Origin of the sequence: Streptomyces sp. Ag109_O5-1 (assembly GCF_003814875.1) — a bacterium.
Lineage (GTDB): Bacteria > Actinomycetota > Actinomycetes > Streptomycetales > Streptomycetaceae > Streptomyces > Streptomyces sasae.
Map to the genome: position 1 here is coordinate 6,494,364 of NZ_RKQF01000001.1, position 12,631 is coordinate 6,506,994.

Genomic DNA, 12,631 nt, shown 5'->3' on the forward strand with positions numbered 1-12,631 from the left:
CGTACCGGAACGCGTAGGAGTACGACGGTAGCCGTGCTGGTTCCCGCGCGGGCGCGGTGTTATGACTCGACATCAGGGAAACGCAACCTCGGAGCGGGGAGGGAAGAGGTCCAGGCGGCTAGACGGCCATGCCGTACACGATGGTGAACAGGGTGCCGAGTGAGCCGATGATGAAGACTCCGGTCAGTCCGGCGATGATGAGGCCCTTGCCCTGTTCGGCGCTGAAGGTGTCGCGGAGGGCCGTGGCGCCAATGCGCTGTTTGGCGGCACCCCATACGGCGATACCGAGGCAGATCAGGATGGCTACGGCCATGACCACCTGGATCATCGTCTTCGCCTCGTTGCCCAGGCTGCCGAAAGGCCCCCAGTCCGGAGCGATTCCGCCGATGATGGTGTTGATGTCTCCCTTGTCGGCCGCATAGAACACGTAAGTCACCGCCCCTGGTGGGTAGTTCTGTCCGCCTCTGCCGGGTGCAGAGGTCACGCATCATTGTCCCCGACAACGCTGCCGGAGTATGTCGACTTGACGTCATTGATTGGCGGGTTTCGTACGAAAGGCTCGTGCGGTCACTCTGTGTATCACGGCAGGTCACGCCGGGCAATGAGGCCTGGGCGAAACCTGTCACGTGGTTCCGTCGTTGACCCCTTCTATGACCTGCGCCGTTTCTGACGGCAGGTCGGGGGATCGGTTGGATGGGTGGTCGCGCCGATGTTCTGCGGGTGACGGATGTTCTCCCGAATGAAGAGTATCCCGGTGCCGCGAAACGGGCCGCAGCTGGTCGCCGCGACCTACTCGGTGACGGAGGGTCAGTCGAACGCCGCGTGGACACGCTCCTGCGGCTGGAGACGGAGGACGACGAGCCGTTGCTCCTCGCCATCGAGTCCCAGGGCACGAAGGACCTGGACAAGCCCGCGAGCTGGGCGTATTACGCCTCGTACCTGCTCGCGAAGTACCGGTTGCAGCCGATGCTGCTGGTCGTCTGCCAGGACCGTGCCATCGCGGAATGGGCTGCGCGAGAGGTCAGCTTCGGTCCTCGCCAGTGGCCCCTGCTGACCCTGCGGCCGCTGGTCGCGGGACCGCACAACATGCCGGTGATCACGGATCCGGCCGAGGTCCGCAAGGACCTCGCCCTCGCCGCGCTGGCCGCGATCACGCACGCCACGAGCCCGGATGCCGGGCCCATACTGAAAGCAGTGGCGACCGTTCTGCGGGACACCCCGCAGAGCATCGCCAACCCGATCATCGAACTCATCGCACAAGGCCTGGGCAAGCACCAGGCCGCACAACTGTGGAGGAAACTGGTGGCCGTGGACCTCTCTTTCTACAAGTCTCCCCTCTCCGAAGAGATCCGGGAGGAAGGCCGAGCCGAGGGTGAGACCACGATCGAGGCGGGTACGGATATGCCGTGCATCAACTCGACCGGCAGGTAGAGGTCGAGCCCGTCGGCCTCCTGGGCGTCTCGGATGCGCTGCCACAGACTTGCCTCAAGATCCCGCCGGTAGGTGAACACCTCGTCCCGGGGCAGGTTCTCGAAGGCATGGTCGAGTACGCGTTTGACAGCCCGTTCCGTGCCGTTACGGAGGGGAATTTGTCGCCAGCCAGGAGGCAGGACGAGGCTGTAAGAGGTCGGGGGCGACGAGGATTCCTGGGGTGCGTTCACCGCGTGGTCCCCGCCTTCTGCTGAGCTGCGCGGCGACGGGCTGCGCGGCGGGTGAAGACGCCGTGGGTGAGGATGGCGAGGGAGGCGATGCAGGCTGCGAAGGCCGCCGTAAAGGGAATCGTCCAATAGTCACCGGTCGGCACGCCGAAACTCGTCACTGCTCCGTAGCAGCTGAAAAACGTGAACAACACTCCGACCAACCAGAAATGCCCCGGTGGCGCGCTGGTGTCGAGAACCAGCGGTATGGATCCGTCGAACACGCCTTTGTCGGAGTTGCGCAGCAGGTAGCCCACGAAACCCTTCGCGGTATGAGGCCGAGGGCCGAGCTCCCGCTTGAGCAGTTCAGGCGCGTGCCACAGCAAAGTGGCCGGGAACAGCAGAACCCAGCAGAAGAACCAACCTCCGAAGAGGATCGGGATGCCGACTGAGTTCTTGTCGCCGTGGGGCAGGAACCAGAGAACGAGGCATGCCGCTCCCGTCCACAGCCAGTACCCCAGAAAGCTCACCGTCAAGAGCACGTATGCGTACTCCCGGATGAGCGGTGGCAGGGCCTGCGGCCTTCCTGTTCTGGCCCTTTGCTGTTCGACGGCCCGGCGTTTGAGCTCCACCTCGATGGGCGAGTCTTCCCTCGCCTTGCGCCGTGAACGCTCGTTGGTACTCACCACGTGGATCCCGTCTCTACCGTCGCCCATGTCTTCGTGTCGGTCCAGAAGGTGGTACCGCTGCCGCCCGTCACACCGCTTACCCACGGCGCGACCATGCCGGCTCCCTTGTCGAACGCGTCCACCGCCGTCCCCGCATAGAACGCCCCCTGGCTGAGCCGGATGGATCCCGCCCCCTTCGCGATCTCCCCGGCGATCCGCGAGGACTCCGGGAAGCGTTCGACTGCCCCGTCGAGGTACGCCTTCAGTGAGGCGGCCTCTGGGCCACCGCCGACCAAGTTCTTCAGGGCGCTCAGCTTGGGAAGCGACTGCCCGGCCAACGCCTTCGCATCGGCCAGCGCACCCTTCTTCGCCGCCCACATGGCCTTCATGCCGTCGCTCATCGACTTGCGGGCAGCGTTCCACTCCTCGCTTCCGCGTACCCCGGTCTTGAAGATCCGTCCGGCTTTGGACAGGTCGGCGGCGTTCTCCAGCTTGGACGCGTTCCAGGCTGCCTTTCCGAGCTTGATCGCCCCAGCCCCCCGCATACTGGCGCGCACTCCCTGCTCTGCCGCCTCCATGCCCGGTGCGGCGAGGCGCCCCATCCCCATGGTGGCGAGCGCGAAGATGTCCAACCCCACGTCGATCCAAACGGGCCGGCTCCGGGTCGCCGTATGGGACACCGACCCCAGGGTGCCGCCCGGGTTCGGAGGCGACTGCCTGCCGTCCGCCCTGCCGCCGGAGGACGCCGAGGGCGGGCGTGGGCTGCATCTCGTGCGGACCTGTGCTGACGCGGTCGGCGTCTCCGTGCTGCGGGAGCTCGGGGCTTCCAGGGGCGGGAAGCTGCTGTGGGCCGAGTGTCAGTGACGCGATCCTTCCCCGAACCTCCTAGCACCCCGGACGACGTGGCCGCCGCTCTTCCGCCTGCGCAGCGGATGGAGTTCTACCGGGAGATCGGTACTCCCACCGAAGAGACGATCAGCGGGGTCCTGCGCCGCTGGCGCTTGCGGATCCACCTCTATCGGAGGCCCGACCCCGGTGAGCGGATGCTGCGCGAACACAAGGACGAAACCCGGCCGGGACTGCCCGCCACCGCCGCTCTTCGTGCTGCCACGGAGGCCCGCGGCGGTGAACGGTGAACAACACCACCGTGTTGAGTCGTCGTCGGCCGTCGGTGACGGGGTCGACGGCTGGGGGCCTCTTCGACGGACCGCCGGACCTCGCGAGCCGTGTGCACGAATGCCTGCGAAGCGGGAGCGCGAAGGGGCTCCGGCGCACCGGCGCCGGAGCCCCTTCCCCCTGTCGGGTGATCAGTTGGCGAAGGCCGCGGTGCCTTCTGGTGTGCCCCAGCCGGTCGGGCCGTCGTAGCCGGTCTCGGCGGTGCAGAAGTACGCGGTGGAGCAGGAGCCGTTGTAGCCGCTCGTCACGTCGTTGAGGGACGAGGTGCCCGCGTAGTCGTAGGGGTACTGCGCCGGGTAGGTGCCGCTGGCCGGGGTGCCCGCCAGGGCGTAGACGCCGGCGATGATCGGCGCGGAGACGCTGGTGCCGCCGAAGGTGTACCAGCCGGCGGTGACGCCGTAGGAGTCGTAGACGGAGACGCCGGTGGCCGGGTCGGCGACCGCGGAGACGTCGGACTCCATGCGCTTGGTGCAGCCGGTGTCGGTCTGCCAGCTGGGCTTGGCGTCGTAGGAGGAGCAGCCGGAGCCGGTGCCCTCGGTGCTGGAGGTGCGCCAGACGGACTCGGTCCAGCCGCGGGTGGTGGAGGAGGTGGACAGCTTGGTGCCGCCGACGGCGGTCACGTACTGGGAGGTCGCCGGATACTCGGCGCCGTAGGCGCTGTCACCGGAGGAGACGGTGATGGCGACGCCCGCGTGCTTGTAGTACGAGGTGTCGTACGACGTCTGGGAGGAGGACTCGGAGCCGCCGTAGCTGTTGGAGACGAACTTGGCGCCGAGGGCGACGGCCTCGTTCTCGGCGGTGCCGAGGTTGGCGTAGCTGGCGCTGGTGGCCTCGACGAGCGTGATGTTGCACAGCGGGCAGATCGCGGAGGCCATGTCGAGGTCGAGGGAGATCTCCTCGGCCCAGCCGGAGTCGGACGAGGGCAGCGAGGTGGTGGAGCCGGTCTGGGAGACCTTCTTGAAGCAGCCGTTGGCCGTGGTGCAGGCGGACAGGCCGTAGTACGAGCGGTAGGTCGCGAGGTCGGACTCGGCGTTCGGGTCGTTGTACGCGTCGACGATCGCGATCGTTTCGCCGGAGCCGTTGGAGGCGGCGGCGGAGGTCAGGCCGTAGGCGGACCGGAGGTTGGTCGGGCTGTAGCCGGACGGGGTGGAGGCGTCGGCGGCCTTGGGGGTGATGCCCGTCTTCGCGGCCTGCTGCTTCTGGAAGGCGGTGAGGCCGCCGGTGACGCGGTAGGACTTGCAGGTGAGGTCGCCCGTGTGCTTGGGGGTGGCACAGGGGGTGGCGACGTAGGTCACCTTGCCGGATGCGGTGGTGGCCGCGTCGGCCTGGACGGCGGTTCCGAAGCCGGCGAACACCAGCGCGGCGGTGGTGGCCACGGCGGCGCCCAGGCGGCGCCAACCGCTGTGCCTGGACGATCTGTTGGGGGGAGTGGAACGCATGCGTGCAGCCTCCTGATGTTCCTGAATGGGGTGGAACAGTTCGAACAGGGGCGGTGCGGGTGCGATCTCGTGCGCTGTCGGTTGTCGCCCGGGGCATTGTCGCCTGGTGCGTTGCCGCCGGTCCGGGTTCCCCGGCGGCGTGGCGGCGACCCGCGAAGAGAATCCTTTGTTGAGTACGCGACAACAAGAGGTCCAGGGAATCCTGACTTCCACATTGCCGAACGCGGCGTTCGCGTGACCTGACGATGGCCACCCGTTGGCCGGAGAGTGGCGGTCGCTTGACGCAACTCACAGGTAATTCAAGGGAGTTGCCAAGACGCGAAAAACGGGCCACGGCCGGCTGCCGTGGCCCGTTCCTCTTTCCCTGCCGCCGAGGGGACCCCACGTCCCCCTCACGGTGGCGGCTCCCCGTGACCCGACGGGGAGGTCATTCTCTGAGGGATCGTCAGCCGGTGAAGGCGCTGGTTCCCTCGGGGGTGCCCCAGCCGGTCGGGCCGTCGTAGCCCGTCTTGGCGGTGCAGAAGTACGCGGTGGAGCAGGAGCCGTTGTTGCCGCTCGTCACGTCGTTGAGGGCCGAGGTGCCGGCCGCCGCGTACGGGTACTCGGCCGGGTAGTCGCTGCTGCCCGGGGTGCCGGCCAGGGCGTAGACCGAGGCGATGAGCGGCGAGGAGGCGCTGGTGCCGCCGTAGGTGTTCCAGCCGGTGCCGTCGGAACCGTAGGAGTCGTAGACGGAGACACCGGTGGCCGGGTCGGCGACCGCGGAGACGTCCGAGATCATGCGCTTCGAGCAGCCCGTGTCGGTCTGCCAGCTGGGCTTGGCGTCGTAGGAGGAGCAGCCGGAGCCGGTGCCCTCGGTGCTCGACGTCTTCCACACCGACTCCGTCCAGCCGCGGCTGTTGGAGGAGGTGGACAGCTTGGTGCCGCCGACGGCGGTCACGTACCGGGAGGCGGCCGGGTACTCGGCGCCGTAGGCCTCGTCACCGGCGCTGGCCGTGATGGCCACGCCCGCGTGCTTGTAGTACGAGGAGTCGTACGTGGTGTCGGAGGAGGACTCCGAGCCGCCGTAGCTGTTGGAGACGAACTTGGCGCCCAGCTTGACGGCCTCGTTCACCGCGGTGCCCAGGTTGGCGTCGGAGGCCGACTTCGCCTCGACCAGCAGGATGTTGCAGTTCGGGCAGGTGGCGCTGACCATGTCGAGGTCGAGGGACTCCTCACCGGCCCAGCCGCTGTCGGCGGACGGGAGCGAGGTGGTGGAGCCGGTCTGGGAGACCTTGGTGAAGCAGCCGTTGTCGGTGGTGCAGTCCGACAGGCCGTAGTACGACCGGTAGGTCGCGAGGTCCGCCTCGGCGTTCGGGTCGTCGTAGGCGTCGACGATGGCGACCGTCTCGCCCGAGCCGTTGGAGGAGGCGGCGTCCGTCAGGCCGTAGGCCGACTGGATGTCCGAGGGGCCGTATCCGGTGGGGGAGTCGGACGCGGCGTTCGGCTTGATCGTCTTCGGCGTGACGCCCTTGAGCGCGGCCTGCTTCTCCATGAAGGCGGTGGTGCCGCCGGTGACGCGGAAGGCGTTACACGCGGCGAAGCCCTTCTTCGGCGTGGCGCCGCAGCCGGCCTTCTCGTACTGGACGTGGGCCTTGGCGACCTGGGCGGCGATGGCCTTGGTGCTGACCTTGTGGGTCGTGGTCGCGGTGGCCGCGGTGGCGTGGGCGGCGGTGCCCAGGCCGGCGACGGCGAGCGCCGCGGTGGCCGCGAAGGCGGTCCCGATCTGGCGCCATCTACCGCGTATGTGGGGGGTGTTGGGGGTGGTCGTACGCAACGTACAGCCTCCTGGAAGAGGGGACAGAGGCCTGCGGGTGGGGGGCCACCGGTGTGGTTGCCGGTGGGGGCGGCGGCCCGCGACGACCATCGCCTTGTTGGGTACGCGACAACAAGGTGGGTTTCGGAATCCTGACTTCCGCGTTACTCAAGCGCGGCAAGGGCTTACTGATCATTGGGCGCCGGATGGCCGGAAGTTGGGGTTCGATTGACCTGGGCGGCCTGCGGGCGTCACCGCAATGCGCGTTGATCGGGGCGTACCGAGCCGTTGGCCGACCCCGACTCGGCCGGATTCAGCGGGGTTTGAGGCCGTGCAGCAGAAGGTGGACGTAGCCGTCCAGACCGGACAGGGCCTCGTCCGCGGAGAGGGCGCAGGCGGCGATCAGGGTGGCGAGGCCGTGGATGCCGGCCGCGGCGGCGAGGGTGAGGTGCTCCGGGTCGCCCTCGACGATCTCGCCGCGCCGCTGCGCCTCGGCGGTCAGCCGGACGAAGGAGCCCATGGACAGGTCGACGGCTTCGGCCAGCTGCGCGTCGATGTCCGGGTCGTGCTTGCGGGCGAACATCAGCTCCAGCAGCTCGGGGTTCTCGATGGCGAAGGTGAGATAGGCCCGGGCGAGCGAGGTGAGGCGCGGTTCGAGGGGGGCGTCGGGCAGGTCCGCCGCGGCCAGGGCCCGGTTCAGGCGGTCGTATCCGCTGAGCGCGAGCGCGTCCAGCAGGGCCTGCTTGTCCTTGAAGTGCCGGCCGGGGGCGGCGTGGCTGACGCCGATGTCGCGGGCCAGTTCGCGCAGGGACAGGGCGGCGGAGCCCTTCTCCCGCAAGGTGCGCTCGGCGCTGGCGAGCAGGGCGGCGCGCAGGTCTCCGTGGTGGTAGGGGCGGCTTTGCGACATGGGGGCCATCGTATCCCGATGTAGCCGCTGCCAGCTTTGTAGGCGGTGCCATCTTTGTTGTCGTTGACAGCATTGTTGTCGACGCCTACATTGGCGGGCATGGCTGAGAAGAACGACAAATGGAACGTGACCGATCTCCCCGACCTCCCCGACCTCTCCGGCCGTACGGCCGTGGTCACCGGGGCCAACAGCGGCCTGGGCCTGGCGGCCACGGACGCGCTGGCGCGGGCCGGCGCCCATGTGGTGCTCGCGGTGCGGGACCCGGAGCGCGGCCGCGCCGCCGCCGCGAAGGTGTCCGGCAGCACGGAGGTGCGCCGCCTGGACCTGGCGGACCTGTCCTCGGTACGGGAGTTCGCGCGCGGCTGGGACCGGCCGCTGGACCTGCTGATCAACAACGCGGGCGTGATGATGCTGCCGGAGCAGCGCACCGCCGACGGCTTCGAGATGCAGTTCGGCACCAACCACCTGGGCCACTTCGCGCTGACGAACCTGCTGCTGCCGCATGTCACGGACCGCGTGGTCACCGTCTCCTCCGGTCTGCACCGCGGCGGCGACGGCGTGATCCACTTCGATGACATCAATCTGCGCGGCAACTACAGCCCCGCCCGCGCCTACGCCCAGTCCAAGCTGGCGAACCTGCTGTTCACGCTGGAGCTCCAGCGCCGCCTCACGGAGGCCGGCTCCCGGGTCCGCGCCCTGGCGGCCCACCCCGGCTACGCGGCGACCAACCTGCAGAGCCACCACGCGAACCCGCTCGCCCGCCTGGGCATGGCCGTCGGCAACCGGCTCCTCGCCCAGGACGACCGCGCCGGCACCCTGCCCACGCTGTACGCGGCGACCCAGGATCTGCCGGGCGCGAGCTATGTGGGTCCCGACGGCCTGGGGGAGATGCGGGGCGGGCCGACGCTGGTCGGCCGCAGCCGGGCGGCGAGCGACCCGGCGGCCGCGCGTCGGCTGTGGACGCTGTCGGAGGAGATGACGGGGGTGGCGTGGGCGCTCGGGGTCGGAGCCGTGTGAACGGGGGTGAACGGGTGATGCCCGCTCGCCGGAGCCTGGTGACCGCCCAGTTACTGGACGCCCGGCGGACCCGCCGCCGCGCCCGGATACGGTGAGCCGACACGACGGACGCGACGGCTTTCCGGGAGGTGGCCGCATGAGTGCCGGCGCCGTGGACTTCACCCTCAGCGGGCGTACGGCCCTGGTGACCGGGTCCGTGCGCGGGCTGGGCCTGGAGATGGCGCGGGGCCTGGCGGCGGCCGGTGCGAGGGTGATTCTCAACGGCCGGGACGCGGAGGCGCTGGCTGCGGTGGCCGGGCGGTTGCGTGAGGACGACGGTCTGGACGTGGTCGGCGCGGCCTTCGACGTCACGGACCGCGAGGCCGCCGAGGAGACGGTGACCGCCCTCGGCGCGATCGACATCCTCGTCAACAACGTGGGCCACCGCGACCGCAGAGGCGTCGACGAGATGACCCCGGACGAGTTGTCCGCGATGCTCGACACTCACCTGACCTCGGCATACGCGCTGAGCCAGACGGTCGCCCGCGGCCTGGCCGCCCGCCGCACCCCGGGTCGGATCATCAACGTCTCGTCGGTGGTCGGCCAGTTGGGCCGCACCGGGGACGTCGCCTACGCCACGGCGAAGGCGGGCCTCGACGGTCTGACCCGGGCGCTGGCAGCGGACCTGGGCCCCAGCGGTACGACGGTGAACTCGGTGGCCCCGGGCACGTTCGCGACGGACGTCAACGCGGAGCTGTCGCAGGACCCGGAGTGGGGGCGGTGGCTACGGACCCGGACGGCACTGGGCCGGTGGGGTCGGCCTGCGGAGATCGCGGGGATCGTCGTCTTCCTGGCGAGCGACGCGGCGTCCTTCATCACGGGGCAGACGATCGCGGTGGACGGCGGGATGACGACGACGTTCTGAGCATGCGGGGCGGCGTTCTGGGCGGGCGAGGCCTGACAGGCGTAACCGGGTAACAGGAGATCAACCGTTCGTCAGCTCTGCCGCGCTGCGTTCCACACAGAATTCGTTGCCCTCGGGGTCGTACAGAGTCACCCACCCGGTTCCGTCGGGCCTTCGGTGGTCTCCCTGAAGTGTGGCACCGAGCGAGAGCAGCCGCTCGACCTCCTCGTCCCGGGTACGGTCCTGGGGCTGGAGATCCAGGTGCACGCGGTTCTTGACGGCCTTGCGGTCATCGACCCTGACGAACAGCAAGGTGGCAGCGGCAGTCGTGACCAAGGCCTCCGGATCCCCGGGAAAGTCGTCGTCAGCCAGCGAGCCGTCCAGGGCCTGGGCCCAAAAGCCCGCAAGAACGTACGGGTCCGCAGCATCGATGGTGACATGACGTATCAGAGAACTCATGCCCCAAGCCGATCATGCCTGCCTATCCGCCGTCCAGAGGCGGCCGACCTCGACGCCGACCGCCTCACGAGTCTCCAGGCGAGATCGAAGGGACGCACCTTGGTCGATTCCGTACGTGGTGCGGTCGTAGTCCTGTGAAATCAGTGCGAGACGGTGTGCCGTCCACAGCTCGGTGTCGTCGCTCAGGCTGGTCCGTCCCGCACGACGGACCGGCTTCGCGGTCTCGTATTCGAGGTGCAGCACGGCGTCTCCCGGCACCTGTTCGAGCAGCCGGGACGTAAGGAGCACGACGTCGTCGTCCTGTTCCTCCGGGAAGACGTTCTTCGTGTGTCCGAAGACCACGATCGTCGATGCGGCGATGCCCGGGCTCTTGACGAGTGGATCGTCGGGATCCGGTTCCTCGTCCTCCTCGATGCCCCGAAGCCAGGTGCCGCCTACCGGGACGTACTGCCCGGGAAGTACGGCGAGACCGTGCCCCTGCCCGAGCCGTTGGGGATCGATGTCGCCACCGATCGTCTCCCTGTCCACGGCGAGAGCCGTCGGCCGCAAGGGCGGTTCACAGAAAAAACTCAGTGAAGTCGGGAACCGTTTCTCACCTTCGTGAGACACAGTGGGGGCTGATGAAGCGCACCTCACGCATCTACGTCACCTCGCGCCGCGTCGCGCTCTGTGCTGTGGTCGTCCTGGCCGCCACTTCGGCCTCCGTCGCGGCCGCCGATGAAGCCGCGGGGCCGTTCGGGGTGACCGCGGTGGTCGGGGACACCGCCGACAGCGCCCGAGTCGGGGCGCTGTTCAGCGCCGACAAGGCCGGCAGCCTGTCGGGCAACCACTACTGCACCGCCTCTGTCGTGCACAGCCCGAAGCGGGATCTGATCATCACCGCCGCGCACTGCATCGACGGCGATGACGGCGACGGCACCGGACTGGTGTTCGTGCCCGGATACCGGGACGGGGCGGCGCCGTACGGGGTGTGGAAGGTGGGGAAGCGGTACCTGCCCGACGGGTGGGCCCATGGGCAGAGCGAGGACAGCGATGTCGCCTTCGCCGTCGTCGACACCCACAACGGCAAGCGGGTCGAGAGCGTGACCGGGGCCAACCGGTTCGTCAGCGGTGCCGCCACCGGGGCCACCGCCGTGACCGTCACCGGGTACCCGGACTCCCGTGAGGTTCCCATCAACTGCACCAACAAGCCCGTCGCCCGCAGCTCCACCCAACAGCGCATCGACTGCCCCGAGTTCACCGGCGGCACCAGCGGCAGCCCCTGGGTCAACGGGGATCACGAGGTGGTGGGGGTGCTGGGCGGGCACGAGCAGGGCGGGGCGACCCCCGACACGTCGTACAGCGTCGTACTCGGGCGCGAGGCCACGGAACTGTACAAGGACGCCACAGGACACTGAGCCGACGGGCCGAAACCGCGTCATGTCCGCCGTCCTGCTGTGAAATAGCGCCACTCTCGGCCGAAATGGCGTTGAACAGCCCTGACATGGGGGAGGGTTGGGGCGTGCGGAAAGTATGGGTGGTCGGCGGTGCGGCGGTCGGGCTCGGGATGGGCTTCGTCATGCTCCTCGTCGTCGGCGTGTACGTCGTCGCCGGGAACCTCGTCAACGGGGTCGGCGGCGCCGGCAAGACCCTCGCCAAGGGAGCCGTACCGGCCGCCTACTCCACCCTCGTGCAGAAGTGGGGCAACCTGTGCTCCGCCATCAACCCCGCGCTGCTCGCCGCCCAGCTGTACCAGGAGAGCGGGTTCAACCCGCGGGCGCAGAGCGCGGCGGCCGCGCAGGGGATAGCCCAGTTCATCCCGGGGACCTGGGCCACCCACGGCATCGACGGGAACGGCGACGGGGTCCGTGACGTCTGGGACCCGAATGACGCGATTCCGTCGGCCGCCTCCTACGACTGCGAGCTCGCCTCGTACGTCAAGGACGTCCCCGGCAACGTCTCCGACAACATGCTCGCCGCCTACAACGCGGGCGCGTACGCGGTCATCAAGTACAAGGGTGTGCCGCCGTACAAGGAGACCCAGAACTACGTCAAGACGATCACCACCCTCGCGGACAGCTTCGCCGCGCCGGTCAGCCGGCTCTCCCCGACCAAGCAGGCCGCCGGTGCCATCACCTACGCCCAGAACAAGCTCGGCACGCCGTATCTCTGGGGCGGCAACGGCACAGCTCAGGACAACGGACGGTTCGACTGCTCGGGGCTGACGAAGGCGGCCTACGCGAGCGTCGGGATCACGCTGCCCCGTGTCGCCAACGACCAGTACAACGCCGGTCCGCACCCCTCCCGCAACGAACTGCTCCCGGGTGATCTCGTCTTCTTCTCCACCGATCTCTCCAACTCCCGTGCCATCCACCACGTCGGGATCTACGTCGGCGGCGGGTACATGATCGACGCGCCCTACACTGGGGCGGTCATCCGCTTCGACCCCATCGACTCGGCCGACTACTTCGGCGCCACCCGCGTCACCGAAGATGGCGCGAAAGCGCTCCCCACGTCGGTGTGAACCGAGCGTGAAACCCACCCCTGAGCTGGGGCTTTGTGTCTCTCTTCGATAACGTCTGCGTGATCATTCGGTGGAACCTGGAACGTAGTGACGGAGGTCGTGCGTTCCTGTTGACGTAGCCGACCACGGGGGTGGCAGCGAGCGACGCAC

At 68.7% G+C, this 12,631-nt stretch carries 14 protein-coding genes and 1 pseudogene; 7 read left to right on the top strand and 8 right to left on the bottom strand.

All coding sequences use genetic code 11. The features are described 5' to 3' along the window. Positions 1 to 118: 118 nt before the first annotated feature. On the bottom strand, positions 119 to 427 hold the full coding sequence (locus EDD90_RS29355) for a hypothetical protein (RefSeq protein ID WP_046732870.1): 309 nt from the start codon (positions 425 to 427) through the stop codon (positions 119 to 121). 395 nt (positions 428 to 822) lie between these two features. Between EDD90_RS29355 and EDD90_RS29360 the strand changes: the two are divergent. Next, positions 823 to 1,377 (top strand): annotated as a pseudogene (locus EDD90_RS29360) (hypothetical protein); the annotation flags it as partial. Between the two features lie 280 nt (positions 1,378 to 1,657). Here EDD90_RS29360 and EDD90_RS29365 read toward each other — a convergent pair. Together EDD90_RS29365 and EDD90_RS29370 are read right to left on the bottom strand one after the other, a co-directional pair. Continuing rightward, the gene (locus tag EDD90_RS29365; RefSeq protein WP_123975946.1) at positions 1,658 to 2,323 is read right to left on the bottom strand and encodes a hypothetical protein; all 666 of its coding nucleotides are present in this window, start codon (positions 2,321 to 2,323) and stop codon (positions 1,658 to 1,660) included. Then, entirely contained in the window at positions 2,320 to 2,943 is a 624-nt protein-coding gene (locus EDD90_RS29370) for a hypothetical protein (protein WP_123975947.1), read from the bottom strand. The genes EDD90_RS29365 and EDD90_RS29370 overlap by 4 nt, the downstream gene beginning before the upstream one ends. On the opposite strand from EDD90_RS29370, the gene EDD90_RS29375 reads away from it, so the two are divergent. Next, the gene (locus tag EDD90_RS29375; RefSeq protein WP_260328152.1) at positions 2,930 to 3,169 is read left to right on the top strand and encodes an ATP-binding protein; all 240 of its coding nucleotides are present in this window, start codon (positions 2,930 to 2,932) and stop codon (positions 3,167 to 3,169) included. The genes EDD90_RS29370 and EDD90_RS29375 overlap by 14 nt on opposite strands. A gap of 38 nt (positions 3,170 to 3,207) precedes the next feature. Further along, positions 3,208 to 3,441, top strand: a complete 234-nt coding sequence (locus EDD90_RS29380; protein ID WP_123975948.1) for a hypothetical protein — start codon at positions 3,208 to 3,210, stop codon at positions 3,439 to 3,441. A 171-nt stretch (positions 3,442 to 3,612) separates the two neighbouring features. Here the strand turns inward: EDD90_RS29380 and EDD90_RS29385 are convergent, their stop codons facing one another. The 3 genes from EDD90_RS29385 to EDD90_RS29395 form a co-directional block, all read right to left on the bottom strand. Then, positions 3,613 to 4,920 (bottom strand): S53 family peptidase, encoded by a 1,308-nt coding sequence (locus tag EDD90_RS29385; protein ID WP_123975949.1) that lies wholly within the window; start codon positions 4,918 to 4,920, stop codon positions 3,613 to 3,615. 445 nt (positions 4,921 to 5,365) lie between these two features. Further along, positions 5,366 to 6,733 carry a S53 family peptidase gene (locus tag EDD90_RS29390; protein WP_123975950.1) on the bottom strand — a complete coding sequence of 456 codons (1,368 nt, stop codon included), beginning with the start codon at positions 6,731 to 6,733 and terminating at the stop codon, positions 5,366 to 5,368. 292 nt (positions 6,734 to 7,025) lie between these two features. Next, a complete protein-coding gene (locus EDD90_RS29395; protein ID WP_123975951.1) occupies positions 7,026 to 7,628 on the bottom strand; it encodes a TetR/AcrR family transcriptional regulator in 603 nt (200 codons plus the stop codon). Between the two features lie 90 nt (positions 7,629 to 7,718). Between EDD90_RS29395 and EDD90_RS29400 the strand changes: the two genes are divergently transcribed. Continuing rightward, the gene (locus EDD90_RS29400) at positions 7,719 to 8,636 is read left to right on the top strand and encodes an oxidoreductase (protein ID WP_123975952.1); all 918 of its coding nucleotides are present in this window, start codon (positions 7,719 to 7,721) and stop codon (positions 8,634 to 8,636) included. A 136-nt stretch (positions 8,637 to 8,772) separates the two neighbouring features. Next, complete coding sequence (locus EDD90_RS29405; protein WP_123975953.1) at positions 8,773 to 9,540, top strand: SDR family oxidoreductase; 768 nt, start codon at positions 8,773 to 8,775, stop codon at positions 9,538 to 9,540. 60 nt (positions 9,541 to 9,600) lie between these two features. Here EDD90_RS29405 and EDD90_RS29410 read toward each other — a convergent pair whose 3' ends face one another. Both EDD90_RS29410 and EDD90_RS29415 read right to left on the bottom strand, forming a co-directional pair. Continuing rightward, complete coding sequence (locus EDD90_RS29410) at positions 9,601 to 9,978, bottom strand: VOC family protein (RefSeq protein ID WP_123975954.1); 378 nt, start codon at positions 9,976 to 9,978, stop codon at positions 9,601 to 9,603. Between the two features lie 12 nt (positions 9,979 to 9,990). Next, positions 9,991 to 10,506 carry a SitI3 family protein gene (locus tag EDD90_RS29415; RefSeq protein ID WP_123975955.1) on the bottom strand — a complete coding sequence of 172 codons (516 nt, stop codon included), beginning with the start codon at positions 10,504 to 10,506 and terminating at the stop codon, positions 9,991 to 9,993. Between the two features lie 92 nt (positions 10,507 to 10,598). Between EDD90_RS29415 and EDD90_RS29420 the strand changes: the two genes are divergently transcribed. Beyond that, a complete protein-coding gene (locus EDD90_RS29420; protein ID WP_123975956.1) occupies positions 10,599 to 11,375 on the top strand; it encodes a serine protease in 777 nt (258 codons plus the stop codon). An 86-nt stretch (positions 11,376 to 11,461) separates the two neighbouring features. Continuing rightward, entirely contained in the window at positions 11,462 to 12,481 is a 1,020-nt protein-coding gene (locus tag EDD90_RS29425) for a bifunctional lytic transglycosylase/C40 family peptidase (RefSeq protein ID WP_185149636.1), read from the top strand. Positions 12,482 to 12,631 lie beyond the last annotated feature (150 nt).